Source organism: Nocardioides sp. LS1, assembly GCF_003865225.1.
GTDB classification, from domain to species: domain Bacteria; phylum Actinomycetota; class Actinomycetes; order Propionibacteriales; family Nocardioidaceae; genus Nocardioides; species Nocardioides ginsengisegetis.
The window spans coordinates 1203184-1225837 of sequence record NZ_BIFF01000002.1 but is presented as its reverse complement, the minus strand read 5'-3'; the positions used below and the strand labels follow the sequence as shown (position 1 = coordinate 1225837).

Annotated in this window: 21 protein-coding genes; 17 read left to right on the top strand and 4 right to left on the bottom strand. The window is 64.8% G+C overall.

Annotation, left to right across the window (positions count from 1 at the left end; genetic code table 11):
• Nucleotides 1-196: 196 nt before the first annotated feature.
• The gene (locus EJF31_RS10770; protein WP_125037040.1) at nt 197-619 is read right to left on the bottom strand and encodes a hypothetical protein; all 423 of its coding nucleotides are present in this window, start codon (nt 617-619) and stop codon (nt 197-199) included.
• The gene (locus EJF31_RS22550) at nt 597-986 is read right to left on the bottom strand and encodes a type II toxin-antitoxin system Phd/YefM family antitoxin (RefSeq protein ID WP_373994718.1); all 390 of its coding nucleotides are present in this window, start codon (nt 984-986) and stop codon (nt 597-599) included. The genes EJF31_RS10770 and EJF31_RS22550 overlap by 23 nt, the downstream gene beginning before the upstream one ends.
• A gap of 1218 nt (nt 987-2204) precedes the next feature.
• Between EJF31_RS22550 and EJF31_RS10760 the strand changes: the two genes are divergently transcribed.
• The 15 genes from EJF31_RS10760 to EJF31_RS10690 all read left to right on the top strand — a co-directional run bounded on the left by EJF31_RS10760 (nt 2205) and on the right by EJF31_RS10690 (nt 19358).
• Nucleotides 2205-2696, top strand: coding sequence for a hypothetical protein (locus EJF31_RS10760; protein WP_125037038.1), 492 nt, complete (start codon nt 2205-2207; stop codon nt 2694-2696).
• 1367 nt (nt 2697-4063) lie between these two features.
• Nucleotides 4064-5629 (top strand): sugar ABC transporter ATP-binding protein, encoded by a 1566-nt coding sequence (locus EJF31_RS10755; RefSeq protein WP_185736206.1) that lies wholly within the window; start codon nt 4064-4066, stop codon nt 5627-5629.
• A 1-nt stretch (nt 5630) separates the two neighbouring features.
• Complete coding sequence (locus EJF31_RS10750; RefSeq protein WP_221767523.1) at nt 5631-6650, top strand: ABC transporter permease; 1020 nt, start codon at nt 5631-5633, stop codon at nt 6648-6650.
• A 311-nt stretch (nt 6651-6961) separates the two neighbouring features.
• A complete protein-coding gene (locus EJF31_RS10745; protein ID WP_125037036.1) occupies nt 6962-8101 on the top strand; it encodes a substrate-binding domain-containing protein in 1140 nt (379 codons plus the stop codon).
• A 234-nt stretch (nt 8102-8335) separates the two neighbouring features.
• Complete coding sequence (locus tag EJF31_RS10740; protein WP_125037035.1) at nt 8336-8551, top strand: hypothetical protein; 216 nt, start codon at nt 8336-8338, stop codon at nt 8549-8551.
• Entirely contained in the window at nt 8551-9960 is a 1410-nt protein-coding gene (locus EJF31_RS10735) for an amidase (protein WP_125037034.1), read from the top strand. The genes EJF31_RS10740 and EJF31_RS10735 overlap by 1 nt, the downstream gene beginning before the upstream one ends.
• Nucleotides 9961-11080: 1120 nt before the next feature.
• Entirely contained in the window at nt 11081-12232 is a 1152-nt protein-coding gene (locus EJF31_RS10730; RefSeq protein ID WP_260430767.1) for an acyl-CoA dehydrogenase family protein, read from the top strand.
• Nucleotides 12233-12267: 35 nt separating this feature from the next.
• Nucleotides 12268-13338 carry a CaiB/BaiF CoA-transferase family protein gene (locus tag EJF31_RS10725; protein WP_125037033.1) on the top strand — a complete coding sequence of 357 codons (1071 nt, stop codon included), beginning with the start codon at nt 12268-12270 and terminating at the stop codon, nt 13336-13338.
• A gap of 76 nt (nt 13339-13414) precedes the next feature.
• Nucleotides 13415-14605, top strand: a complete 1191-nt coding sequence (locus tag EJF31_RS10720) for a lipid-transfer protein (RefSeq protein ID WP_125037032.1) — start codon at nt 13415-13417, stop codon at nt 14603-14605.
• Nucleotides 14598-15068, top strand: coding sequence for a MaoC family dehydratase N-terminal domain-containing protein (locus tag EJF31_RS10715; RefSeq protein WP_221767522.1), 471 nt, complete (start codon nt 14598-14600; stop codon nt 15066-15068). Before EJF31_RS10720 ends, EJF31_RS10715 begins: the two co-directional genes overlap by 8 nt.
• Complete coding sequence (locus tag EJF31_RS10710; protein WP_125037031.1) at nt 15065-15478, top strand: MaoC/PaaZ C-terminal domain-containing protein; 414 nt, start codon at nt 15065-15067, stop codon at nt 15476-15478. Before EJF31_RS10715 ends, EJF31_RS10710 begins: the two co-directional genes overlap by 4 nt.
• A gap of 68 nt (nt 15479-15546) precedes the next feature.
• A complete protein-coding gene (locus EJF31_RS10705; RefSeq protein ID WP_125037030.1) occupies nt 15547-16374 on the top strand; it encodes an SDR family NAD(P)-dependent oxidoreductase in 828 nt (275 codons plus the stop codon).
• Nucleotides 16375-16513: 139 nt separating this feature from the next.
• Nucleotides 16514-16894, top strand: a complete 381-nt coding sequence (locus EJF31_RS10700; RefSeq protein ID WP_221767521.1) for a Zn-ribbon domain-containing OB-fold protein — start codon at nt 16514-16516, stop codon at nt 16892-16894.
• On the top strand, nt 16891-18099 hold the full coding sequence (locus EJF31_RS10695) for a thiolase family protein (protein ID WP_125037028.1): 1209 nt from the start codon (nt 16891-16893) through the stop codon (nt 18097-18099). Before EJF31_RS10700 ends, EJF31_RS10695 begins: the two co-directional genes overlap by 4 nt.
• A gap of 8 nt (nt 18100-18107) precedes the next feature.
• On the top strand, nt 18108-19358 hold the full coding sequence (locus tag EJF31_RS10690; RefSeq protein WP_125037027.1) for a CaiB/BaiF CoA-transferase family protein: 1251 nt from the start codon (nt 18108-18110) through the stop codon (nt 19356-19358).
• Nucleotides 19359-19391: 33 nt separating this feature from the next.
• Here EJF31_RS10690 and EJF31_RS10685 read toward each other — a convergent pair whose 3' ends face one another.
• Both EJF31_RS10685 and EJF31_RS10680 read right to left on the bottom strand, forming a co-directional pair.
• On the bottom strand, nt 19392-20150 hold the full coding sequence (locus tag EJF31_RS10685; protein ID WP_260430851.1) for an alpha/beta hydrolase: 759 nt from the start codon (nt 20148-20150) through the stop codon (nt 19392-19394).
• 191 nt (nt 20151-20341) lie between these two features.
• Nucleotides 20342-21556, bottom strand: coding sequence for an acyl-CoA dehydrogenase family protein (locus tag EJF31_RS10680; protein ID WP_125037025.1), 1215 nt, complete (start codon nt 21554-21556; stop codon nt 20342-20344).
• A gap of 186 nt (nt 21557-21742) precedes the next feature.
• On the opposite strand from EJF31_RS10680, the gene EJF31_RS10675 reads away from it, so the two are divergent.
• Nucleotides 21743-22210: a MaoC family dehydratase N-terminal domain-containing protein gene (locus EJF31_RS10675; protein WP_125037024.1), complete on the top strand. Its 468-nt coding sequence runs from the start codon at nt 21743-21745 to the stop codon at nt 22208-22210.
• Nucleotides 22207-22650: a MaoC/PaaZ C-terminal domain-containing protein gene (locus EJF31_RS10670; RefSeq protein ID WP_125037023.1), complete on the top strand. Its 444-nt coding sequence runs from the start codon at nt 22207-22209 to the stop codon at nt 22648-22650. The genes EJF31_RS10675 and EJF31_RS10670 overlap by 4 nt, the downstream gene beginning before the upstream one ends.
• The last annotated feature ends 4 nt before the right edge of the window (nt 22651-22654 follow it).

Genomic DNA, 22654 nt, shown 5'->3' with positions numbered 1-22654 from the left:
CTGGGGGGCAACCGATCAGAGCGGACCTTCGGCCCATGGGACGAGTGACTCCCCCGTCGGCGCAGCTGCGTCGGCGTCACGAGAACATGCGCCAATCCGTGGACGGATCCGCTGGAGCTCACTGTTCGAGGCCAAGGGACTGGTGGGCCAGGTCCGCCAGTAGCCCGAAACCCCTCGTGGTGGAGGCACTTGAGTGTCAGTGACCCACTGACGGTGGGCCAGACGAAGCCCACTCCCGCGCGACCACTTCGCCGAGTCGTGTCAAGGTGTCCGGCGCGCCTCCGTCGGACAGCCAGCCGAGCGGCGTCGCACCGTCAAGTTCGGGAGCCGGGGTGTGCAACAGCACCGCCACCGCCCACGGGTCGAACCCCCGTAGAGCGCGGAGGAACGGCAGTAGCGCAGGCTTGACCTCTACATCATCGCCGCCGCCGCCGACTTTCTGGAACTGATCTACCGGGTACACGAGGACCCCATCATTCGTCGGCAGCGCCAGAATCGTTCCGGAATCCCGCCGCGACGCAACCGTCTCAGCCGAGACACCCAGTGCCGCGACGGCCCTGGCCTCGGACCAGAACGGCCCGACCACTTCCGCCATCTCATGCACCTGTCCACCGGTCACACCGTCCTCCTTTCACAACCCAGACACTCGGAGCAAGCCGCCTGACGCGACGACTCGGGCCACCCAGGTCATCCCGGCACACCGGGTGCCCGGCTTCGTCGCGATCGTTCAGCGAACGCATTGAGGACTTGTTCGTGGCTGGACGTGCGACCGGCGTCGACATCACGCAAAGCGTCGCGCAGGTCTCGGGCCAGGTTTGGGTCGGAGAGGACGTCGATTGTCTCCATGAGAGGCCGTCATAGTCGTCGGTGCTCATCAAGACAGCGGCAGGTTTCCCATGCCGGGCAATCGCCAATGGTGACCCTGTGGCGACGACTTCGTCGACGAAGGACCCGAGTCGCCGTCGGACCTCCGTGAGCGGCCTCATGTCCATCGCCAGGTTCTCCTCAGCGCTGTTCGGAGCCGCATCAGCGGCTCGGTCACATGGTTGTACAGGTGCTCCTGCCAGCGAGGATCAGACCGGACCGGACCTCTCTGGGCCGGGCTGGGTCGAGGGCCTGCCAACCCTCCTCGCGACCGCCCGACAGGTGTTCGGGCCACCTGTCAACGCCGATCGGAACCACCCGCTCGTCGACAGTATTGATCGCCCAGCCGGGGAGCGGAAGGTGTCCAGCAACGCAGCCGATCGTCCGATAGGGACGCCATGAGAATTCCGCATTCGTTCCGGTCTGCCGCGGCACTTCGCTGCGCCGGGCTTGTCCCTGCCCTCGTCGTTGCTCTCCCTGGTTCCTCCGGGACTTCGATGGCGCGATTTACCGCGCCGGCTCGCGGGTCAGGGCCTATGCATGGGGAACGAGGGGGTGCCTCATAGGGAACGGGACTCAAGCGCGGTCTGGAACCCGTTGATGACCTGCACTGATGGGTTTCGTCGAAACCCCGCCGGAGTCATCAAGACCGTTGAGCTTCGTCCGTCGGATGCCTCTCTCTGTGCATGAGCATGCCCCTTGTTCGGCATACATCCCGACAAGCACGCACTGCACTTGACGTCAAGTATAAGTGATGCAAATCACATTGCGCCCTGACGGCGGGTCGTCGTTCCATTACCTTCACGCGGACTGGCCCGACTGACCAGCAGTCCTACCGCAAGCGAGGAGAACTCCGTGTCAACGACGGCGTCAACCGATGGCCCACCGATCGGCTTCGAGGCATCTCAGCTCGCCATGCTTGCCCGTGCCTGGCACAGCTTGTCCGACCACGGCCGGGACGGTGCATTGTTCGGTGCGCCAATCTGCAATTGCAGCATCCTTGCGACCCGCATCGCGCGGCTCCTCGACTGGGTCACCAGGGACGCCGTCGTCGAACCGACCGGTCTCGGTGCCGTCATCACGAATCCGGTCACCCAGGAGGTGTTCGTGCGTGCCGGCCACCCGGCCTACCCCTGGGCAGGGCCGCTCAACCCCCCTGAGCAGTGGGAGAATCCGGCCACCGGGGAATGGTTTCAATTCCAGGACCTCGCACGCCCACGGCTGATACAAGCCGCGGGCTGGGATCCGCCAACCGCCACCGGGCCAGCATCGACCTCGGAGCCGTCGAGCCGGGGCCGGGGCCGGGGCCGGGGCCGTTCCAGCTGGCCAGGGGCGATCTCATGACGTGCGCGGAGAGCACCGACGTGCCCTGGACCGTCAACGGGCTCACCGCCCTCGGATTCGCAGCGACCGACGCGAAACGCCTGGCTTCCCTACTACCACCCATCGAAGCGGGAATCCTGGTCGACATCGAGCGCGGTCACGCACTCGGCGGGTGGCCGGCGGACCCGAACCCCGCGGCCGCCCTCATCTGGTTCACCCACGACCTCGGGGCACGGCAAGCCCGCGACCTGGCCCGGATGGGACGCGGCGTGCTCGACCTCGTCGTCATCCTCGACGCAGTGAGAGCGACCCTGCCTGGGAGGATCTGGGACCGGGCCGCCATCGACGTCGCCCGCGAATGGGCCTCGGAGCGCATCGTCGCTCGCAGCCTTATCGCTGACTACATCGCGGCTGGCGTCCGCTGCGAGGAGGCCGCCCGGTTCGAGGCCGCACCAGCAACGCGCCCCAGCATGGCGCAGCTCCGACTACTCGCCGCCCTCCGCAAGTAATGCGCGTGAGCAACCCTCATCGACGTCGTGAGGCGACAAATGAGCCAATCGTGTGGACCTGCTGTACGCCCGATCGCGATCCGACGCGGCAAGCGAGGACGCGGCCGGATCAGCCCCCCGGGGGCAGGCACTAGCGAGGAGGTCCCGGTCATCATCCACGAACGCGACCAGCATCCCCGCGACGCCACTTCAGTGTGTTTCTGGCTCGGGGGTGGCTGGCGCCCACGGGAGGCTGGGAGGCGCGCCGTCCTTCACCACATCGCACACCGCTCTGCTGGACGGAACGGAGATGTAGGCAGGCCATCGCTGGCGCGAGGGATCGACCGGCCCTTCTGAGCCGTTGGGGCACTCGGCATGGTCGAGCCCGTGGCTCCAAAGGAACGTCGCCCGCTCCGTTGCAGGGTCACGTGAGACTGACGTGGATCAGCAAGTCTCGGAGCGTGCTCGCGTAGAGCAACGTGGCGTCCCTTAAGGCCCCACCTGAAGAAAGCAGTCAAGCTGAAGGGGCCAGCCTCTCGGCTGACATCGGCGGGCGCGATCGCACCCGTGCGACATGTGAAGCCCGCCACAAGCATGCACCCTACCGGTCAGTACGCAGGAAGGTGGCGGGCTGTTGCCCCATCCGGTGCGGCATGGGGTCTAGAGACCTCGATCTCGGGATCAGACCATCTCTTCTCCCCCAGGGCAGGACCGCTCGTGACACATGCCCGACCACACTTCCAGGCGTCGGACGAATGCACCGACGGCGAGCACTTCTACTGCATCTTCTATCGAACGGCGCTGACAAGCGAAGGAGTGTGTGGGTGCCCGTGCCACCGGTAGCAGCCCTCGCTGGTGAACAGAGAGGCGTGTGAGTGTGCGAGATCTTCTGGGTGTAAGTCACGCCGACTTTCATGGCGGTTCACGGCTACGCGCCCTCATCGACACCTGCAGCGTGCGACACCCCCGACCTCCAGCGCAGAGATCCTGCACCACCGCCACGACGAGGCCATCATCCACTTCATGTCCGAGACCGTGATCCGAGCGACATAGCTCGCCATCTTCGATGGGGCGCGCGTCGCATCGACGTGGAGCCAACTGGGTGAATTGAGAACTGAGCCCCCGTACCGCGGTAGGGGACCGCCGGGCTCCTCCACCTTGATCACGTCGGGCTCCGAGGCGCTGCAGTGGTGAGTCGCCGAAAGGGCCGGCTAGGTGTACCGATGTCATCTCGAGGATTCGGACCCCTAGTCAAGCAGCCGCGAGGCCAACTCTCCGAGACCGTTCCTGGTGCCAAGTTGCGAGTCAGAATAGTCGGAGTATTGACAATCGAACATGCGACAGTCGTATACTTCAGCGTCGCCACTCGCTCTTCTGGAGGGAACGTCATGACCAGCTTGACCGAAGAGGTCGGCGTCGCCGTGGCGCCCGCACTGGTCGTGGAGAATCTCTCCAAGACCTTTTATTCACAACGAGTGCTGTCTGAGGCTTCGCTTACGATTCAGCCGGGCGAGATACGGGCGCTCGCAGGTGCGAACGGCTCTGGCAAGTCGACGCTCGTAAAGATCCTGGCCGGTGTTTACGTGCCTGATGATGGCGGCTCGATCACGGTGGCTGGCGAGACTGTCACGGTTGACCACCAAGGTGCGACCACGGACGCGCTTCGGTTCGTGCATCAGGACTTGGGGCTGGTCGCGAGCCTCAATGCGGTCGACAACGTCGCACTCGGCCACGGTTATCGCTCATTCAGGCATGGAGTGCTTCACCTTCGCGAAGAGGCGGGTGAGGTCCGCCGGGCGCTTGCCGAGCTCGGTTACGACATCGACGTGAGTCGCCCAGTCGGCGAACTGACGATGTGCGAACAGACCTCGGTCGCGATTGCCCGAGCGCTATCTCCGCGGCGGGCGAAGGCGCGACTCCTCGTGCTTGACGAGCCAACTGCGAATCTCCCAGCAGCGGACGTCGACCGTCTGTTCGCCCTTGTGCGCCGCGTTCAGGCCGCCGGTGTGGCGGTGCTGTTCATTTCGCACCACTTGGACGAGGTCTTTGGTTTGGCGGACTCGGTCACCGTGCTGCGAGATGGTCAGGTTGTGGCTACGCGTCCGGTGAAAGAACTCGATGAGGCCAAGCTCATTCACCTCATGCTCGGTCGCGAAGTTGCTGCCCTCCAGCAGAATCCGAATCCGGTGGCACGCCTGACCGAGCCGGTACTGACCGTGCGTGAAGTCACGGGCAAGATCATCTCGGGTCTGAATATCGACCTTCACCCCGGAGAAATCGTCGGCGTGGCAGGCATCTCGGGATCCGGGCGCGAGGAGGTGGCAGGGCTGCTTTTCGGCTCGCTCCAACGCACTGGGGAGGTGTCACTCGCCGGCAAGCGGATTCCGGGCGGCCGCCCTGAGCAGGCGATCATCTCGGGTCTTGGGCTCGTTCCTGCTGACCGCCGCACGAATGCGTCATTCATGGAAGCGACGCTTCGCGAGAACGTATGCATGATCGACCACCGACCGCACGTCTCGCGCGGCCTTCTGCGCCTGGGGCGCGAACGGGCGACGGCACGAACCTGGCTGGACCGGCTTGGTGTGCGGCCTCGGAATACAGAGGCTCGTATGGGTGAACTCAGCGGCGGAAATCAGCAGCGAGTCGTGCTCGCAAGATGGCTGCGCACGGCACCTCGTGTACTGATCCTCGATGAGCCCACACAGGGCGTGGACGTCGGTGCGAAAGCCGAGATTCATCGGTTCCTCCGTGAAGCCGCGGAGCATGGAATGGCGGTCCTCGTGGTCTCGACCGACAACGACGAACTGGCACACCTGTGCCAGCGCGTCCTCATCTTGCGCGACGGCCGAGTCGCAGACGAACTTCTAGCGCCACACATCGATGTGGATCTACTGGTCGTTGGCACGGTCGGATCGCAGCGGATCAAGCCCAAACTCGCGAATGGAAGCGTGTGACATGACCATGACCTCCGACTCGGTCGAGCAGCAGCCGTCGCCCGCCAAGGCGCAGCCCGACAACGATCCTCGCCGCAGACGAAAGTTCAACGCCGGCTTCGATCGGTTCAGCGGTATCTGGATCTTGGGCCTTCTCGTCGTGCTGTTCGGGATCTGGGTGCCCGACACGTTCTTACAGACCTCCACCCCGCAGACGATCCTGGCAGACCAGTCCGTAACGGGCATCCTCTGTTTCGGTCTGATCCTCTCCGTCGCGACCGGAGCCTTCGATCTTTCGATCGCCAGCACGATGGGCCTGTCATCCTGCGTTGTGATTCTCCTGCAGCAGGATGGGTGGAATCCGGTGCTCGCGTCGGTTGTAGCCATCTTGTGCGGAGCCCTCGTCGGGCTCGTCAATGGGCTTGTCGTGGTGAAGCTCGGGATCGACTCCTTCATTGCGACCCTGGGTATGAGCAGCGTCCTTGTGGCCGCTACCTACTGGGTGACCGACGGGCTCGTGTTATTCGAAGGAATCTCCCCAGGCTTCACTGATTTCGGCACGCAGAGGTGGATGGGCATCTCCCTCCCCGTGTTCTACATGATCGTCATTGGTGCGGTGATCTGGCTGTTCCTCGACTTTCGACCGGCCGGGCGGATGTTGTACGCCGTCGGGCGTAACCCCCAGGCGGCGCGACTTGCGGGAGTCCGGGTCGACCGCGTCATCTTCCTTACTCTGATCGCCAGCGCCACGATCGCGGGTTTTGCCGGCGTGGTGCTCGCGGCCAAACTCGGGGTCGGCAATCCCACCAGTGGCCCGCCCTACCTGCTCCCTGTCTTCACTGCGGTGTTTCTCGGCGCCACTCAAATCGATCGCGGCGGTCGAGCGAATGTGCTCGGAACGCTCGTCGCGATCTATCTCCTCGCAACCGGGGTCAAGGGCCTTCAGCTCGCCGGCGCACCTTCGTACGTGAACGATTTGTTCAACGGTGTCTCCCTGATCGTCGCCCTCGCCCTTGCGCTTAGGAAGCGCCGGGTCGCCTAGGGAGACAACTACCGGCCTCGCCATCGCGAACTCTCGTCGGCCGTGCGCCGTCCATGTACTCCAGGGACTTCCCTCACGAGGTGGACCCTCGACTCCTGCAGGCACGAGCTGGAGGAGATGGACGAGCTCAAGGCGTCCGACAAGGCCGAAGACCTCCTGGGCGGGACGGTCCGGAGGTTCTCCAGCTTTGAGGACGGTGCTGACTCTTGACGGACAGGCATGGCAACCCCATACTTATAAGAATTACATAAGCATCTAGTATTGAAATCATCACTACCCATCTCTCGGTTTCATCAGAGGAGCACGTGGCTATGAAGAAGTTGTTGACAGTCGTGCTGTTGCTAATGGCCACAGCGATCACGGGGTGCGGCACTGACAAGAACGCGACGCCTCAGGCGGGCAGTGGCTCGACCGACAACGGTGTCGCGGAAGCCAAGGCGTTTCTTTCGGACTACCTGAAGCCGCCCACGAGCGTTGGGGTAACTCAGCCGTTGTCGGAGAAGCCGCCAACAGAGCAGACGGTCGTCGGGCTCGAGGGGCCATTCGGGACGAGCAAGGTCGTGGCGGCGGGCTGGAAGGCCGCCACTGAAGCCTTGGGATGGACGTATAAGGGCATCGACATCGGAACGGATCCGGAAGGCATCCAGAAGGCGTTCAGCTCCGCGCTGTCGCTCAACCCCGCGCCCGACGCGATCATCGCCGCCGGGTCCCCCAAGTCCAGCTTCTCTGCGCAGCTTGCCGAGGCGAAGAGCAGAGGCATCGCCGTCATCTCAAACTCGACACTGGACGAGGCGGGAACCGGTGATGGACTCACCGCGACCGTCGGTGGAGCTCCGGACTCCGAGCTTGCCGGCAAGATACTCGCCGCCGAGGTCGTCGCCGACAGCGACGCCAACGCACACGTCGCGCTCTTCACGCTGCCCGCGTACCCCGTGCTGGGCGGATTCACTGACAGCTTCCAGGCGAACCTCAGTGCCTGGTGCCCGAACTGCAGCGTGACCGTCGTTGAGCAGCAGGCCACGGACATCGGCACGAAGACCCCATCCAGTGTGGTGAGCACGTTCCAGGCGGACCAGGAGCTCGACTACGCCGTCTTCGCGCTCGGGGACATGACGATCGGTGTTTCGCCCGCGCTCAAGGCGTCTGGCTTGGCTGATCGGGTCAAGATTCTTGGCCAGTTGGCTTCAGCGCCGAACATCGCGAGCGTCGCTGCGGGAACCGAATATGCGTGGACGGCCTTCCCCGCTCCGTCCTTCGGCTGGACGTCGGTGGACGCGATCGCGCGGCACTCGGTTGGCGACGACCCCAAGGTCGACACCGACGCTGTGTACGCGACGATGCTCCTCACAAAGGACTCGGTCGCGGACCTGGCGCAGGACACGGACGGTAACTTCATCGGGGTTGTCGACTACGAGGATCAGTGGAAGAAGCTTTGGCTCATTGACCAGTAGCCAGAGCGTGACCAAGCATTGACCCACGGCGCCCGCCGGACTCCGGTTCGGCGGGCGCCGCCCACCTTTGCGGATCTTGAGGAGACGGGTGCTCCATCGACGGATATCTACCGTGGTGACTCAGGCCGACGCGATGACCTGCAAGCTGCTACACGACTTGGTTCCATCGACATTCTTCACCTGGCGTCCGCTATCGACCTCGTTGTCTGACCAACCATGAAACGGAGAACGACGATGCCCACCAACGAACCCGACCACTCCGCGGTCGTCGATGCGATGATCGCCGCGGCCGGCCTCAGCCCATCGGTCACCGAGCGAGAGGGTTTGATCGCCACCTACGGGGGGTTCAAGCCTCTCGTCGAAGCCCTCTACGCAGTGCCCGAGGCTCGCTACGAGGTCCCGGCTCTCGTCTTCCAGGCCGCGCCCAAGCTGACGCCGTGGAGGGCGTGATGAGCGACGCGATCACCTTGACCGACACCGCAACCGCGTTGCGCGACGGGTCGACGACGAGTGTCGCATTGACCCAGCGAGCGCTCGCCCGCGCCGATGTGCTCGACGACCAGCTCGGCGTCTATCTGGCCCGCTTCGACGAGTACGCGCTGGAGCGAGCAGCCCTCGCCGATGAGGAGCTTGCCGCCGGCATCGACCGCGGACTGATGCAGGGGATCCCCATCGGGGTCAAGGACATCGTGGCGATGGCCGAAGGACCCACGACCGCCCAGTCGCTCGTGCTCGACCCCGAATGGGGCGAAGGTCGCGACGCGATCGTCGTCGAACGGCTTAAGGCTGCTGGCGCGGTCATCACCGGGAAGTTGACGACGATGGAGTTCGCCTGTGGGATCCCTGACTTCGACAAGCCGTTCCCGATCCCGCGCAACCCGTGGAACCTCGAACGCTACGCCGGGGGCTCGTCATCAGGATCCGGCTCCGGTGTGGCCTCGAGTCTGATGCTCGGGGCGGTGGGCACCGATACGGCCGGATCGATCCGCCTACCGGCGATGTTCTGCGGCGTGTCAGGGCTGAAGCCGACGTTCGGGCGAGTACCGACCGCTGGCTGTACACCGATGGGCTACTCGATGGACCACGTCGGGCCGCTCGCCCGATCGGCACGCGACTGTGGCGCGTTCCTCCAGGTCATCGCCGGAGGCGACGAGCGCGATCCCTACGCCGTGGATCTACCCGTGCCAGACTTCCTGGCCAGTGCCCACGGCTCCCTTGTTGGGGTGCGTGTTGGCGTGGCGCGTAGCCTCTTCAGTCCGGGTGACGACCCAGCTGTCCGCCCGGCGTTCGAGGCCGCCGCCGATGCGCTCGAGACTCTCGGGGCCACGGTCGTGGACGTCGCCCTCCCTCTCTACGACGAGATGAGCGGGGCAGCGTTCCTGATCCAGGCATGCGAGGGCCTGGCTTACCACCTGCCGGACCTTCGGAGCCGGTGGACGGACTACTTCGCCGGGTCCCGCGAGATCCTCGGGATCGGGGCACTCTTCTCGGGCGCCGACTACGTGCAGGCCCAACGCGTGCGACGTGTCGCACAACGCGAGCTCTCGGCACTGTTCAACGCCGTCGACCTGATCGCCACTCCTGGCGCATCCCAGGGTGCGACGTCGCTCGCGCGGATGGAGGAGGAGGGTGCCGCCAGCCTGATCGGCGTTCTCCACACCGCTTATTGGAGCGCGGTTGGCAACCCGGCGCTCGTCGTCCCGATGGGATTCAACGCCGACGGGTTGCCGCTGTCGCTGCAACTCGCAGCGCGGCCATTCGAGGAGGCGCTTCTGGTCCAAGCGGGCGACGCCTACCAGCAGGCCACCGACTGGCACCTCGCCGTGCCGCCGCTCGCAACGATATCGCCCGCCCTATGACCCACGGAGGATGTTCTCGCACTCACCCGATCCGACGGAGCCGATGGCTTGGGTGCCGTCGGCGGTACCGAGCGCCACTGCTTCAAGTGGTGACGGACGGTGTCGACATTCCGGTTCTCTGATCCATGCGGGAACCTTGTGTCTGGCCGATAACTCGAGCGGCGAGTCAATCGCAAAACTCGCGGTGCCCAAACACGCGGATGAGGTGAACGGCAGCGTCTTGGTCGCCCGCCGCTATCTCATCGCCGGAACTGCCAATACCAGCGGCTCAGGGGCTACCAAGCGTAAAGCTTCGAGGGACTCAAGGACTGATCCGGCACCCCGCACAACCCGCCGAAGGCGGCCCATGCCGAGGTCGTCGAGATGATTCCCGTGGCTGCGTCAGCGCGACCGCTGGGGACCAGTCAAGATCGCGATGTACCTGGAGCGGTGTCACCAGATCAAGATCAGCCCCGGATTCTGGCGGGTCCCGCATCGCGCCGCCTGAATCGACTTCCTAGTTCCCCGCCCTACGCGCCGCGAAACCTGGTGGAAGCGTTACGAGAGCAGCGTCCTGGGCACAAGCTGCAGGTCGACGTGAAGGTCATCGAGTTACTCGGCCACGGGACCCGCAGGAAGGTGGTATTACGAGGACCCGGCCAAGGAGGAGTGCCTCGGCTCCTCGTGGTTCGCGCGTACCCGCGCAGCGCCCGGTCGATCGCCCTCGCCTCCATCGACCCCGGGCTGTCCCGGCTGCCGTTCCCCGTCGACCAGGTTCAGTCCGACAACGGCCGAGAGTTCGGATCGTCGTTCAGTTGGCACCCTCTCGACAAGAGCAGGGGCCCCCATCCGAATCAGGCCACGATCACCGCGCCTCGATGTCCCCGGCCGGGACGTTGGAAGCGGTGGCTGGTCGTTGACGTGAAGAGAACCTCCGAGTGAGGTCTGGCTTGCCTAAGGCCCGACATCGACCCGGGGGTTCCAAGTCTCACGCACGTTGGTGCGCCCTGGCCGAATTCCGCCGCCACCCTTGACATTGGCTGAATTGTCAGTCATCCTAATCCTTACAAAGATGCCAAGTATTGATGCTTGGCTGCTCCTGTGAAATAGCTATTTCACAGGTCAGATTGAAGGGGAGAGCGTGACCGACACCTACCGCTCGGCTTGGAAGGACGACGAAGTCCGAGCCTTTGGCAAGGTCGCCGCCAAGTTCATCGATGCAGAAGTGATGGCGCACCGCGAGACATGGGAGCGTCAGCACCAAGTCGACCGCGACGTCTGGCGGAAGGCCGCCGACCTCGGTCTACTCTGCTGCTCGATCCCGGAAGAGTACGGCGGCGGCGGCGGGACGATCGCCCACGACCTTGCTGTTTCCGAGGCTCAGGGCGCCGCGGGCGACTGGAACTGGGGCGCCATGGTCCACAGCGGCATCGTCGCCCACTACCTGCTCGCGTACGGCACCGAGGAGCAGAAGCAGACTTGGCTGCCGGCCATGTCGACCGGTGAGGTGGTGGGCGCGATCGCCATGACCGAGCCCGGGACCGGCTCCGACCTGCAGGCGGTGCGCACCAGGGCGGTGGCCAATGGCGCGGACCTGATCATCGACGGCGCCAAGACGTTCATCTCGAACGCACAGACCGCCGATCTCGTCATCGTTGTGGCGAAGAGCGATCCCGCCGCAGGGTCCCAAGGCATCTCGCTCGTACTGGTCGACACTCGTGACGCTGCCGGGTTCACCCGTGGCAGGACGCTCGACAAGGTTGGTCAGCACGGAGCCGACACGGCAGAACTGTTCTTCGAAGGCGTCCGCGTCCCCGGGACAAATATACTCGGTGGAGTACCGGGCCGTGGGTTCGGTCAGCTGATGACCCAGTTGGCCCAGGAGCGGTTGTTCATCGGCGCCATGGCGGTGGCATCCATGGAGACGGCGTTGCGGGACACCGTCGCCTACACCAAGCAGCGACAAGCATTCGGCCAGAGCATCTTCGATTTCCAGAACAGCAAGTTCGTTCTGGCAGAGGTCTCGACCACCACTCACATCGCCCGGGTGTTCCTAGACTCCTGCATCGAGCGGCACCTCGCCGGACGGCTCGATGCGACGACGGCGGCCATGGCGAAGTGGTGGCTCACCGAGCAGCAGACGCAGGTCATCGACCGCTGCCTGCAGCTCCACGGCGGTTACGGCTATGTCCGCGAGTACCGCATCGCGCGCATGTACCAGGACGCGCGAGCTCAAAGGATCTACGGCGGCGCGAACGAGATCATGAAGGACCTGATCGCGCGCGCCTTATGAGGCCGGACTTCTGTTCCAAGACCAGGGAGAATGAGATGAAGAGTGGTCCTCTCACCGGACTGCGTGTGCTGGAGTTGGCCGGGATCGGCCCCGGCCCGCTGGCATGCATGATTCTGGCTGACCTCGGCGCCGACGTGATCCGTGTGGAACGCCGAGGCGCCGAATCCGAACCGTCAGACCAGACACTGCGTGGGCGCAGGATCATCAGCGCAGACTTGAAGGATCCCGCCGAGTTGAACAGTGTCCTCGACCTGGTCACGGATGCGGACGTCTTGATCGAGGGATACCGGCCCCGTGTCGCGGAACGGCTGGGGCTCGGCCCGGAGCAATGCCTCGCGCGCAACCCCCGACTCGTGTACGGCCGCATGACGGGCTGGGGGCAAACCGGCAGCCTCGCCAGCTCAGCAGGACACGACATCAACTACATCTCGATCACCGGCGTGCTGGAGAACATAGGACGTGCCGACGACCGGCCGGTGCCGCCGTTGAACATGATCGGTGACTACGGCGGCGGGGCGATGTTCCTCATCGCCGGCGTGTTGGCTGCCTTGTTCGAACGACAGACATCCGGGCGCGGCCAGACCGTCGATGCCGCCATGTGCGACGGGACGGCGGTCCTGGCGCAGCTGATGTGGTCGATGCGCGGTACGAATGAGTGGTCCGACCGCCGGGGTTCGAACCTGCTCGACGGCTCCCAGCCGTACTACGACACCTACGTGTGCGCCGACGGCCGCTGCATGGCCGTGGGATGTATCGAGCCCGAGTTCTTCGCCCTCACCGTGAAACTCCTCGGTCTAGATCCGTGCGCCCTCCCGGACCAGCAAGATCACACTCGTAGGGACGAGCTCCGGGAGGCGTTCGCCGCCGTTTTCAGGACCAGGACCATGGCGGAGTGGAGCGAGATCTTCCTGGGCACCGATGCCTGCGTCACTCCGGTCTTGACCTACGCCGAGGCTCTGGAAAACCAGCACTTCCGCGACCGCGCGACCTTCACCAGCATCGATGGCGTGGATCAACCGCGTCCTGCGCCTCGCTTTTCGCGTACCCCGTGGTCAGAGCCAATACGTGCTCAACGAATCGAAGGCGCAGCTTGGCTTCCGATCTGATCTTGCTCGCGCGCCGATCAAGGTGTCGGCGTCAGTGCACACGAGCTGTCGAATTAACGAAACTCGAGGAATCAAGATGACTGAGAACGTAGTGGTTGCCGGCGTGGGGATGATCCCGTTCACCAAACCAGGGAAGAGTGAGCCGTACGACCTGATGGGCGCCGCCGCAGCGCGAAAGGCGCTGTCCGACGCAGGCATCGGCTACGGCGACGTGCAACAGGCGTACGTCGGATATGTCTTCGGAGACTCCACCTCGGGGCAGAAGGCGTTGTACCACCTCGGACAGACCGGGATTCCGGTGTTCAACGTCAACAACAACTGTTCGTCCGGTTCGTCAGCCCTGTACCTCGCTCGCCAGGCGGTCGAGAGCGGCGCCGTCGATGTCGCCCTCGCCCTCGGGTTTGAGCAGATGGTGCCGGGAGCCATCGAGGCGATGTGGACCGACCGCCAGCCGGCGATCGAAGCCTTCGAGAACGTGCGGGACAAGGTGCGTGGAGTGCCGGAGGTGGGCACTCCGAATGCAGCCACCTTCTTCGGCGCGGCGGGGCAGCAGTACGTCGACGACCGCGGGATCGATCCGGCGGTCTACGCCCACATCACCGTCAAGTCGCGACGGCACGCGGCCAACAACCCGTATGCGGTGTTCCGTGATCCGATCAGTCTCGAGGAAGTTCTCGGTTCGCCCCGAATCTACGGCCCGTTGACGCGGTTCCAGTGCTGCCCACCCACGTGCGGTGCGGCAGCCGCTGTCCTGGTCTCGCGTGAGTACGCGAAGCGGCATGGGCTCCGGTCGGACGTCGTCATCGCTGGGCAGGCTCTGACCACGGACTCCGCGAGCACGTTTGACGGCGACATGATCCGTCTCGTCGGCTACGACATGGCCGCGCAGGCAGCGAGCGAGGTCTATGCACAGAGCGGTATCGGCCCCGAAGATGTGCGGGTAGCGGAACTGCACGACTGCTTCACGACCAACGAGTTCATCACCTACGAGGCGCTCGGACTCACCCCTGCTGGTACCGCGGAGAAGTTCGTCCTCGATGGCGACAACACCTATGGCGGACGTGTGGTTACCAACCCGTCGGGGGGTCTCATTTCGAAGGGCCACCCGCTGGGTGCGACCGGGTTGGCCCAGTGCGCCGAACTCGTGTGGCAGCTCCGGGGTCAGGCCGATGCGCGTCAGGTCGAGGGTGTTGACGTCGCGCTCCAGCACAACCTCGGACTCGGCGGTGCCTGTGTCGTGACCATGTACCAGAAAGTGGATGCCTGAGATGGCCTTGGATGCTTCCCTGATCGGCTCTAGACGAGCCGGCGGCAGTCTGCTCGTGACGCGGAGCCGGCTTCGTCACTTTGCCAAGGCAACGGCGCAGACCGATCCCGTATTTTTGGACGTGGATGCTGCTCGACGCGCCGGGTATCCCGACCTGCCGATTCCACCGAGCTTCTACTTCGGCGTTGACCTTGAAGCGCCTGACTCCATCGAGCACCTGACCGATCTCGGTATAGATGTGCGGGCAGTGCTCCACGGCGGGGTGGAGTTCACCTACCACGCCCCGGCGTACGCGGGCGACGAGCTGACCTCGTCCTCGGTGGTCACCGACGTCTTCGACAAGAAGGGCGGAGCGTTGACGTTCTTAGTCACCGAGGTCCCGATCGTGAATCAGCACGGCACCACGGTGGTCACGATGCGCAACACCCTGGTCGTACGACAGCTCACTGGAGCTACGGCATGACCGCGGCGCTGACGCCGGGTACGGAGATCGGACCATTGGCAGTGGACCCGATCTCGCGTACGACGCTGGCCCTATTCGCTGGCGCTTCGGGGGATCACAATCCCATTCACCTCGACATCGACGTTGCGAAGTCCGGGGGTCTCGACGACGTGTTCGCGCACGGCATGCTCTCGATGGCGTATCTCGGCCGCCTGCTCACCGACAACTTCGAAGTAGAGAAGCTGCGCAGCTACCAGGTGCGGTTCGCAGCTATCACACCCGTCTACGGAAAGCCGACGTGCCGCGGGATGGTCCGGTCGATCCGGGAGGACGACGGGCGACGGCTGGCGACACTCGACCTCACCGTCACATTGGACGACGGCACGACGACTCTCATCGGCGAGGCCGTTGTCGAGGTCGACTGCGATTAGAAGTCACCGTTCCGAACATCACCGAACGCGAGCGACAAGGACATCGCACCGAGTGCAGAGGAAGAGTCATGGGAAAGCTTGACGGAAAATCAGCGATCGTCACTGGCGGCGGACGCGGCATCGGCAGGGCCGTCGCTCTGCTGCTGGCTGCAGAAGGCGCGAAGGTGGTCGTTAACGACCTTGACCAGGAACCAGCCGACCAGGTCGTGGAGGAGATTAGGAAGAACGGCGGCGAAGCTGTCGCCTGTCCCGGAAGTGTGACGAGCGAAGGATTTGCCGAGCGTTTCGTCCAGACAGCGGTCGAGAACTACGGCGGTATCGACATCATCATCAACAACGCCGGCTATACCTGGGACTCGGTCATCCAGAAGATGACCGATGAACAGTGGTACGCGATTGTCGACCTGCACCTGAAGGCACCCTTCGACATTCTTCGTGCGGCGCAACCAGTCATCAGCTCTGCGGTCAAGAAGGAGAGGTCAGAAGGCCGCGTCGTGCACCGCAAGGTCGTCAACATCTCGTCCGTTGCGGGCGTCTTCGGCAATGCCGGCCAGGCCAACTACTCAGCCGCGAAGGCCGGCATCATCGGACTGACGAAGACACTCGCCAAGGAGTGGGGCCGGTACAACGTCAACGTGAACTGTGTGGCCTTCGGATTTATCCTGACGCGATTGACCGAGGCGACGGCAGACCAACAGTCCACGATCGACATCGAGGGCCGTGAGATCAAGGTCGGCGTCAATCCGCAGGTTCTCGCGGCGGTGAAGGCCACTATTCCACTCGGTCGCCCGGGTACCCCGGACGAGGCGGCGGGCTCGGTGGTCATGTTGACCTATCCCGAAGCGGACTACGTTTCCGGCCAACTCATTGTGACCGGAGGCGGCCTCGAGGGCTGACGTGCCGATGCGACGTCGTTCGTGGCACCGCATCCCGAATTAGTCCACTGTCAGAGTATTTCCGCGGCCATGACCGTCGATGCACTGCACGTCGACATGGCCGTCTTCCTAGATTGGAACGACGTCAATGCCTCATCAAGTGCCGGTCGTCGACTACCTCGTGCTGGACGGCGAACCGCATCTGTCTGCCCGGCAGTGCCGCGGCTGTGATGCCGTCTACTTCGACCGCCGCAATGCCTGCGCCAAGTGCTTCACGACCGAATTCACCCCTCGTCGTCTGGCCAACACCGGTTGCGTCCGAGCGTTCACCTTCGTGCATCGGGTCAAGCGGCCCTTCGTCTCGGCGATCGTGGATCTTGACGGAGGCGGTGTCGTCAAGGCGAACCTGCTCGGCTTCGGGGCGCCGGAGGATGTCGCCCCGTTCGTTCGTGTCGAGCTCACCACCTTCGTGGTCGGGACCGACGACGAAGGGTCCAACGCGATCGCGTTTGGGTACAAGCGGGCGGAGGAAGCAGCATGAGCTCGGGTGACATCTGGATCATCGGCGCGACAATGACGCCGTTCGGACGGTTCGCCGACAAGGACCTCATCGACCTCGCGGCCGAGGCGGCGCTCGGGGCGCTCTCAGATGCGCAGATGTCGATGGGCGAGGTCGGGGTGCTCGCGCTCGGCAATGTCTATGAGGCCAACTCCCACAACGGGCAACGCCTACAGAAGCAGATCGGTCAGACCGGCATCCCCGTGTTCAACGTCGTCAACGCGTGCGCCACCGGAGCCACGGCCGTCCGTGTCGCGATGCTCTCGATCGCCGCAGGTGAAGCCGATATCGGCCTGGCTGTGGGGGTCGAGAAAATGGGGAAGATGGGAATGCTCGGTGGTTCTTCGCAACCGCGCGAGGAGAAGAAAGTCTATGCGGCCAAGGGTCGATACGGCTCCGTGCTGCGTACCGAGGGGGTCCTCGGCACGGGCCTGATGCCCGGAGTCTTTGCCCAGGCTGGTATGGAGTACGCGTTCCAGCACGGTGTCACCCCGACGCAGTTCGCAAAGGTGGCTCAGAAGAACCACGCACACTCGGTGCTCAATCCGCTGGCCCAGTACCGCAAGGAGTTCTCTCTCGACGAGATCCTGCAGGCTGAGGTCATCAGCTACCCGAACACCTTGCCGATGTGTTGTCCCACCGGCGACGGCGCCGCGGCGGTCGTTCTCGTATCCGATGCGAAGTTGAAGACGCTCGACCCCGACGTGCGCCGTCGGGCGGTCAAGATCAGTGCTTCCGTCCTGACCTCCGATCCGTGGTCCGAGGCCGACCAGGTCCAGCCGGACGTGAACACTCTTACCCGGCTCGCGGTCGACCAGGCCTACGAGCGGGCCGGCATCGGCCCCCAAGATCTGGACCTCGTCGAGCTGCACGACTGCTTCGCGACCGCCGAGCTGCTCCACTACGACAACCTTCGGCTCTGCGAGCCGGGCGGTGCCGGGGAGTTCATCGACTCCGGCGCGCCGTGGCGGGACGGGAAGATCCCGGTCAACGTGTCCGGAGGCCTGCTGTCCAAGGGGCACCCCCTGGGTGCCACCGGCATCGCGAACCTCTTCGAGGTCACCGCGCACCTGCGCGGCGAGGCGGGAGAGCGGCAGATTGAGGGAGCACGGGTCGGACTGACCCACGTCATCGGCCTGACCTCTGCCTGTGCGGTTCACATCCTCGAGGCTCCGGCCCGGTCATGATGTGACCTGTGAGTGATCTGTTGCGTGGTGTCCGCGTTCTCGAGCTGGGCGCGCTGCTCAACGGCAGCACGGTCGGCACCCTGCTCGGGGATCTCGGCGCCGATGTGGTCAAGATCGAGAGCCCCTTCCTGGGCGATTACATCCGCGACATCAGTGGCGTTGTGTCTCTCCACAACAGTCCGCCACACATCCAGGTGAACAAGCACAAGCGGAGTCTGACTCTCAACCTGCGCGACGAGCGCGGTCGGGAGCTGTTCTGGAGGCTGCACGAGACTGCTGATGTCTTCGTCGACGGGAATCTCGCTGGCGTTGCTGACCGCCTCGGAGTCGGGTACGAGGAGCAGCGGCGGCGCAAGCGAGGCATCGTTTACTGCCAGTACACCGGGTACGGCGCACAAGGGCCCTACGCGACCATCCCCACCCACGGGTTGATGATGGAAGCGCTCGCCGGGGCGCAGCCGACGGTCGTCGATGCCGATGGAGCAGCACGGGTGCTGGTCGGTCCAGCGGTTCCGCCGCCGATCCAACGGGATATGCGAAGTGGTGGGGAGGCCACTGCGGCTGGAGCGATCCACGCGGCGTTCCATGTTGCCGCTGCCCTGGTTCAGCGTGACCGGACAGGCGAGGGCGCTTACATCGACGTGTCCGCCGCGGCCGCGGTCGTCGCCAACGGGTGGATCGCCGCGACGTTTACCCTGAACGATCACCTGGTGACCGACCGGGCAGATCTGCCGAACCCGGACGCCACCGGGCTGGATTGGGTCAAGTACCGGTTCTACGCCGCCGCCGACGCCAAGGTAGTTCTCTTCGCCTGCGTTGAGCACAAGTTCTGGGATAGGTTCTGCGAGCTGGTGGACCGGCCCGACCTGGTCCAGCGCAAGAGCTCAACTCCTGCCGTCGATTTTGCGAACGGCGACACCTGGCTGCGCCACCAGCTACAGGAGATCATCGTGCAGCGTGACGCGGCGTACTGGGTCGATCTCGCGGCACGCGAAGATCTGCCGATCGGTCCGGCTCCGCGCACGATCTCCGAGGTTGCCGATGATCCCCAGATGCGACAGCTCGGGATCTTTCACAAGGCACCGGACCCGGCCGGCAACGACTGGACCTATATCGGCGAGCCGGCGATCGTCGCGGGGCAGCCGTACCGGGTCCAGCGTCCAGCGCCGGCGCACGGCGAGCACACGACCGACCTGTTGACCGGGCTCGGCGTCACAGCGACAGAGTTGGCTCAGCTACGAGCCGCAGGGGTCATCTGAAGGCCAACCATCAGCATCAGAAGTGGACGCCCCTCAGTCGATGCCTGTATCCAGCCCCATGAGTGGTCGCAACCACGCGGAGATGCGACCGATGGCTTCATCGGCCTCAGCCAGCCGACCCGCCCTCAGCTGGAAGACGTGCTGCATCCCGGGGACCACGTCGACCGTCACGTCGATGCCCGACTGACGCGCCGACTCGGCGACCCGAATGCTGTCGTCCACCAAGATCTCCGCCCCGCCGACCTGGAGATATAGGGAACAGAGGCCTCGGTAATCGCCATGAACTGGGGCGGCCCACGGGTCACGCGGGTCCCCATCCGCAAGGAACGTCGCAGCGAGACTTCGTAGCGTGCCAACAGTGATCAGCCGGTCGGCCCCCGTATTCGTGTCGACGCTTGCGCCAAGCACCTCGAGATCCGTCCAAGGTGACAGCGCGAAGCCCGCCACGGGCTGAGGCAACCCCTCGTCGCGTGCTCTCAACAAGGTGGCCAGCGCCAGGCCTCCCCCGGCTGAATCGCCCGCGACGGCGAACCGATCGGGGCCTACTCCCGCAGCGAGAACCGCTCGGTAAACGGCCATGCTGTCGTTGAGGGGGCCGGGATGGGGCACCTCCGGTGCCCGGCTGTAGTCGACAAGGAACACCCGGCAGCCGATTGCCCTGGCCAGATGGCCCCCCAATCGGCGATGAGATGCCGCGGACCCGGCTACGTAGCCTCCGCCATGCAGGTACTGCACGACCCGCTGGGGGTCGCCGCTCTCGCTATCAGCCCAGAGCCCTGGGACGTCGCCCATGACTGCCGGCGTCCAGGTCACGCCAGCTGGTTCAGCAGCGAAGGAGATGGCTGCCTCGGCCCCCTCGCGGTGCTGCTCGACGGTCGGGTGCGACCCAGCAGCGGGTAGGTTGCTCAGTTCTTGCGCGGCCATCTCTGATTGTCCTTCCGGCCGTTGATGTGAATGCTGAAGCTGGTCCCACCGGCTTCCGGTTAGGCGGTCGTTCCAGCCTTGCTCATCTCGTGGCGGCCGACGACCATGCGCAGCACCTCCGAGGTCCCTTCACCGATGGTGAAGGCGTGGGCATCGCGGGCGTGCATCTCCACGGCGCACTCGTCGGTGTAGCCGATGCCACCGTGCAAATGGAGGGCCTGGGCCGTGGCCTCGACGGCCAGCTCGGACGCGTAGACCTTGGCCATGGCCGACTCGGACTGGCACTGGATACCGGCATCCACCAGGGCGGCGGCGCGTTCCGTGAGCAGCCGGGCGGCATCCAGCCGTATCCGGATGTCGGCCACCTGGGACAGGATCACGTCGTTTTCGGATAAGAGGCGGCCGAACGTGGAGCGGCCGACCAGGAAGCGGGTGGCCGAGGCCAGCGATGCCTCGGTCATGCCCAGGCAGATCGCGGCCACTCCGATTCGGCCGAACTCGACCATGTCCATCATCTGGTAGAACCCGCGGCCCGACTCTCCGAGCATCCGGCCCTGCGGGATCCGACACGACTCGAGCTTGAACCAGCCCACACCGGCCGCCCTCAGGCCGAGGGTCCGGTACGTGCGCTGGTAGTTGAAGCCCGGGTCGTCCCGGTGCACGATGAACAGGCTGATGCCCTGACGGCGGACCGCAACATCATCCTGCTCGGACCGGGCGCTCACCACGATGAATGCGGCGTTGGCGGCATTGTCGATCATTCGCTTGGCCCCATCGAGGAGCCAGTGGTCGCCGTTGGGAATGGCGGTGGTGCGGATCCCGGCTGCGTCCGAGCCCCCGTGGGGTTCGGTGAAGGCCACGGCCCCAAGGCGGGTGCCGTCGACAAGGCCGGGGAGCAGTTCCTCTCGTTGTTCCGCGTCGCCGTAGCGGGAAATGAGCCGCCCGCTGAGGTTGGCCCACGTGGCGGCCACGGCGGCCGTCGGCCAGACCTTCGCCAACTCCTCCTGTTGGGCTGCGAAAGCCCGCAGTCCCTGTCCCTCGCCCCCGAACTCGACGGGGAGCGTGCGACCGAAGCACCCGACAGCGGCCATCGCCGCGCGGACCTCGTCCGGGAACACGCAGTCCAATTCACCACGCCCTACGTGGGGCGCGATGTCCCTCGTCGCCATCTCCCGGATGGCCAGCCGGAGCCGTTCGATGTCGTGGTCCCACCCCGCCGGGCGTGGATGTCCGGGTACGGCGGCTCCGTTGTGGTCGGTGTTGCGAAGGTCCATACAACGCAGGTTAGTCGATTCCCTCTAGAAGGTCTAATGTCCGATCGTATGGACTCGGATGAAATTTGTCACCCAGGTTCGCGGTCGACGCGAGCCCTTTCAGCCGATAAAGTCGCAGTGCCGATTATTGACAACACGCGTTAAGTGGTCTCCGGACCAGCGACTGAGGACGCAAGAGGAGGGGCGATGGCCGAGCCGAGAGCGAAGTCGACGGGAGAGGTCCCGGGATCCGGGGGGCGGGGAAAGCCTTTCGACTTCTGGGTCGAGACCGGCAAAGTCCGGGAGTTCGCCTGGGCGACCGGGACGAAGGATCCGGCCTACGCGGAGGCGCAGCCGTTCTCCCCACCGACGTACTTGATGGCAGCCAACCTCTGGCAGACGGCCGAGAATGCACCCTGGGGCGAGTCGCCGCCGGACTTCCGACGCCTGCTTCATGGTGAACAGGAGTTTGTGTTCCACGGACCTCCGCCGAGAGCAGGCGACCATCTTGTCGGAGAAGCGCGCATCGACAAGCGGTACTCGAAGGCGGGAAAGCGCGGAGGAATGATGACCTTCACCGAGACTGTGACGGAGTACCGGGACGCGGACACGAACGAACTCGTGGCCGAGGTCCGGGCCACCCTGATCGAGACGAGCAAGGCGGCCACGGCATGAGCCGATCGGGACGGATCTCGTGGGCCGATGCGGTCATCGGCCAGGCCCTTGCTGAAAGGGTCACCCGGCCACTGGCCATCACCGACTTCGTGCGTTACCAAGGAGCATCGGGGGACATGAACCCCATCCATCACGACGTCGAGTTCGCGCAGAAGGCCGGATATCCCCAGCCATTCGCTGTCGGCATGCGCCAGGCCGGAGTGATGGCCGGCTACAGCGCCGAGTTGTTTGGCCCCGAGAACGTACGCAGGTTCAAGGTTCAGTTCCGCGAACAGGCCTGGCCCGGCGACGTCATCACGTACAAGGCAACCGTGGCCGACAAGCGCGTCAAGTCAGGTGTTCGGCTGGTCGACCTCGAATTGGTCGCCGAACGGCAGACCGGGGGCGTCCACCTCAAGGGTTGGGCAACCTTCGTCGTTCCGGAGGAAATGGGGGCCTGACGCC

Excerpts from the sequence above, each read along its gene's own strand:
- EJF31_RS10705 (WP_125037030.1), top strand. The coding sequence starts at position 15,547 with ATGGGAAAGCTTGACGGAAAATCAGCGATCGTCACTGGCGGCGGACGC.
- EJF31_RS10670 (WP_125037023.1), top strand. The coding sequence starts at position 22,207 with ATGAGCCGATCGGGACGGATCTCGTGGGCCGATGCGGTCATCGGCCAG.
- EJF31_RS10750 (WP_221767523.1), top strand. The coding sequence starts at position 5,631 with ATGACCATGACCTCCGACTCGGTCGAGCAGCAGCCGTCGCCCGCCAAG.
- EJF31_RS10745 (WP_125037036.1), top strand. The coding sequence starts at position 6,962 with ATGAAGAAGTTGTTGACAGTCGTGCTGTTGCTAATGGCCACAGCGATC.
- EJF31_RS10685 (WP_260430851.1), bottom strand. The coding sequence starts at position 20,150 with ATGGGCGACGTCCCAGGGCTCTGGGCTGATAGCGAGAGCGGCGACCCC.
- EJF31_RS10710 (WP_125037031.1), top strand. The coding sequence starts at position 15,065 with ATGACCGCGGCGCTGACGCCGGGTACGGAGATCGGACCATTGGCAGTG.
- EJF31_RS10725 (WP_125037033.1), top strand. The coding sequence starts at position 12,268 with ATGAAGAGTGGTCCTCTCACCGGACTGCGTGTGCTGGAGTTGGCCGGG.
- EJF31_RS10695 (WP_125037028.1), top strand. The coding sequence starts at position 16,891 with ATGAGCTCGGGTGACATCTGGATCATCGGCGCGACAATGACGCCGTTC.
- EJF31_RS10680 (WP_125037025.1), bottom strand. The coding sequence starts at position 21,556 with ATGGACCTTCGCAACACCGACCACAACGGAGCCGCCGTACCCGGACAT.
- EJF31_RS22550 (WP_373994718.1), bottom strand. The coding sequence starts at position 986 with ATGAGGCCGCTCACGGAGGTCCGACGGCGACTCGGGTCCTTCGTCGAC.
- EJF31_RS10720 (WP_125037032.1), top strand. The coding sequence starts at position 13,415 with ATGACTGAGAACGTAGTGGTTGCCGGCGTGGGGATGATCCCGTTCACC.
- EJF31_RS10740 (WP_125037035.1), top strand. The coding sequence starts at position 8,336 with ATGCCCACCAACGAACCCGACCACTCCGCGGTCGTCGATGCGATGATC.
- EJF31_RS10755 (WP_185736206.1), top strand. The coding sequence starts at position 4,064 with ATGACCAGCTTGACCGAAGAGGTCGGCGTCGCCGTGGCGCCCGCACTG.
- EJF31_RS10735 (WP_125037034.1), top strand. The coding sequence starts at position 8,551 with ATGAGCGACGCGATCACCTTGACCGACACCGCAACCGCGTTGCGCGAC.
- EJF31_RS10715 (WP_221767522.1), top strand. The coding sequence starts at position 14,598 with ATGCCTGAGATGGCCTTGGATGCTTCCCTGATCGGCTCTAGACGAGCC.
- EJF31_RS10675 (WP_125037024.1), top strand. The coding sequence starts at position 21,743 with ATGGCCGAGCCGAGAGCGAAGTCGACGGGAGAGGTCCCGGGATCCGGG.
- EJF31_RS10760 (WP_125037038.1), top strand. The coding sequence starts at position 2,205 with ATGACGTGCGCGGAGAGCACCGACGTGCCCTGGACCGTCAACGGGCTC.